General features: G+C 72.8%; 2 protein-coding genes. Both read right to left on the bottom strand.

Annotation, left to right across the window (positions count from 1 at the left end; all coding sequences use genetic code 11):
- A partial coding sequence (locus tag ACWD0F_RS51935) for a GAF and ANTAR domain-containing protein (RefSeq protein WP_449890542.1) occupies window positions 1-964 on the bottom strand: 964 nt, incomplete at its 3' end.
- Window positions 965-983: 19 nt separating this feature from the next.
- A partial coding sequence (locus ACWD0F_RS51930; protein WP_449890540.1) for a response regulator occupies window positions 984-2,596 on the bottom strand: 1,613 nt, incomplete at its 5' end.

The following is a 2,596-nucleotide window of genomic DNA, read 5'->3' as shown; positions in this document are numbered from 1 at the left end:
ACAGCCCGCCCGCCGCCAGCGGGTACGCCTCCAGCAGCAGCCCGCCCGCCATGAACGGGACCGGATCGGCGAGCCGCCCGTTGACGTGCTGGACGCGGAAGTCGGCCGGCTCGCCGTCGGCGTCCAGGTGCGCCCGCAGCACCACGGCGGGGTCGGGCAGCGCGTCGGCCAGGTCGGTCAGCTCCGACACCGCCGGGACGGCGGCGCCGAGCGGCGCGAACGGCGCGTCCAGCGTGTGCGCGCAGAGCTCGGCCAGCGCCTCGATCTGCCGCTCGATCCGGCGTGGTTGCGGCGGCAGCACGTGCGGCCAGCAGATCTCCAGCGCGCCCAGCAGCCGCCCGGCCACGACCATGGGCGTGGTGACCCGACCGCCACCGGCCGCCCGGCTGCCGATCGACGGCAGGCCCGGGTCGGTGTGCCAGATCGTGCGGCGTTCGGCGAGCGCCTGGCCCGCCGGAGTGACCACGCCCGGCGGGACGTGCCGCCACCGCCTGGCCTCCTCCTCCCCGAACCCGGCGTATCCGGCCAGGGTGAGGCAGGTGCCGGGACCGGCCGCCCACACCGCCACCGCGGTCGCGCCGAGCGGGCCGAGCGCGTGCTCCAGCACCGAGCGGGCCACGGCCTGGGTGTCGCTCGCGCCGAGGGCGGCGCTCTCGGCGGCGCGCAGGTGCACCGACAGGTCCGGCTCCTCCTCGGCGGCCTCGCTGATGCGGTCGCGCGCGACCTGGTTGACGACGTCGGCGGCCAGTTCGAGCCGTGAGACGCCGGCCTTGCCGGCGAGCGTGGCGAGCTGCTCGGCCGCCTGTACGGGGCCGCAGCGCAGCCGCTCGACCAGGACGCCCTTGGCCAGCTCGACCAGGGCGCGGTCGTCGGCGGCGCGGCGCGCGTCGGCGACCTCGCGCCGCAACCGCTCGACGGTGGCCGCCAGCCTGGTCAGCTCCGTGGGGTCTGAAGGAGTGTGCATGCCGCTCCTCGCGAGGTCGTCAGGTCAGGGTCAGCCAGTGCTGGATGCGTTCGATGAGATGGTCGGCGTCCACCGGCTTGGTCACGTAGTCGCTGGCGCCGGCGGCCAGGCTCTTCTCCTGGTCGCCGGGCATCGCCTTGGCCGTGACCGCGATGATCGGCAGATCAGCGTACTGCGGCATCGCCCTGATGGTCTCGGTCGCCGTGTAGCCGTCCATCTCGGGCATCATCACGTCCATGAGGATCAGGTCGGTCTCCTCATGGGCGGTCAGGGTGTCGATGCCCTTGCGGCCGTTCTCGGCGTGCAGCACCTGGATGCCGTGGATCTCCAGCATGCTGGTGAGCGCGTACAGGTTGCGGGCGTCGTCGTCCACCACCAGCACGGTACGCCCGGCGAGGGTGTTGTCGATCTCCCGGCCGGCCGTGGCGCCCACGCTCTCGGCCCTGACCAGGGGCAGCACGTCGCCCGGCTGGTCGGCGGTCAGGTGCAGCGCGATGCGCTCGCGCAACTCGTCGAGGCTCGACAGCAGCTCCAGCGGCTGGTTGGCCAGCCGCACCTCCTGCTGCGGGCGCGAGCGCCAGTTGTTGTACGCCAGCACGGGCACCCCGTGCAGGGCCGGATCGCCGTCCATGACCTCCAGCAGCCCGTACGCCGACATGTCAGGCATGTCGAGATCGAGCACCACACAGTGGCACGACTGGCCGGCCAGCAGCCGGTTCGCCTCCTCGGCCCCGGCCGCCGTGACGACCTCGATGGAGCCGCCGAGATCGCGCGCGCTCGCCACGTCGCCCACGACGCTGTCGGCCACCAGCGAGAGCAGCCCGTGCCGCCGCTCCTCGATCACCAGCAGCCGCCGCGCGGCCACCGGCGCCCGCACCGACAGCGGCGCGACCTCGCCGCCCTCCGACGGCACGACGTCGAACCCCGGCCGCGCCACCGGCAGGTACAGCGTGAACACGCTGCCCTGCCCCGGCATGCTCTGCACCGCGATGGCCCCGCCCAGCAGGTAGGCGATCTCGCGGCAGATCGACAGGCCCAGCCCGGTGCCGCCGTACTTGCGGCTCGTGGTGCCGTCGGCCTGCTGGAACGCGCCGAAGATGACCTCCAGTTGCTGCTCCGCGATGCCCACGCCGGTGTCGACCACCCGCAGCGCGATGGCCGGGCCGTGCGGGCGCACGGAGGCGGGCAGCTCGGCCGGTGCGGCCGGTTCGATGCGCAGCTCGATGCTGCCCGACTCGGTGAACTTGACCGCGTTCGACACCAGGTTGCGCAGCACCTGTCGCAGCCGCGAGTCGTCGGTGAGCAGCTCGGCCGGCACACCCGGGGCGGTGGCGATGCGGAAGTCCAGGCTCTTCTGGCTGGTCATCGGCCGGAACGTGGCCTCGACGTAGTCCAGCAGCCGCCGTAGCTGCACCCATTCGGGGTTGATGTCCATCTTGCCCGCCTCGACCTTGGACAGGTCGAGGATGTCGTTGATGAGCTGCAGCAGATCCGAGCCCGCCGAGTGGATGATCCCGGCGTACTCCACCTGCTTGGCCGTCAGGTTGCGGGTGTGGTTCTGGGCCAGGAGCTGGGCCAGGATGAGCAGCGAGTTGAGCGGGGTGCGCAGCTCGTGGCTCATGTTGGCCAGGA

This window comes from Nonomuraea sp. NPDC002799 (assembly GCF_053592075.1).
Note: the sequence above shows the minus strand (reverse complement) of the source record. Positions and strands in the feature narration are given on the sequence as shown.